The organism is Microbacterium sp. GbtcB4 (genome assembly GCF_019091465.1).
GTDB lineage: Bacteria > Actinomycetota > Actinomycetes > Actinomycetales > Microbacteriaceae > Microbacterium > Microbacterium paraoxydans.
Genome location: NZ_JAGXJJ010000802.1, coordinates 1 through 229 on the forward strand (window position 1 = coordinate 1; position 229 = coordinate 229).

Annotated in this window: 1 pseudogene; it reads right to left on the reverse strand. The window is 77.7% G+C overall.

The features are described 5' to 3' along the window. Positions 1-229, reverse strand: a pseudogene (locus tag KVS71_RS19665) (exodeoxyribonuclease VII large subunit); the annotation flags it as partial.

Genomic DNA, 229 nt, shown 5'->3' on the forward strand with positions numbered 1-229 from the left:
GGGGGCGGCCGCGTGGCCACGGGCCAGGGTGGCGGCGGGGGAGAGAGCGCGCAGCGAGGCCCGCAGTTCGCCCGCCCGCCGGCCGGCGTCGTCGAGCTGCCTGGTCACCGCGACGCGGCCGCGGGCGAGGAGCAGGAAGGTCTCCTGGGCGCGCGGGTCGATGAGCGGATCGGGTGAGCGCAGCACCGGACGGGATCGCAGCTGCTCGAGCTGCGCGTTGTGGTGCGAG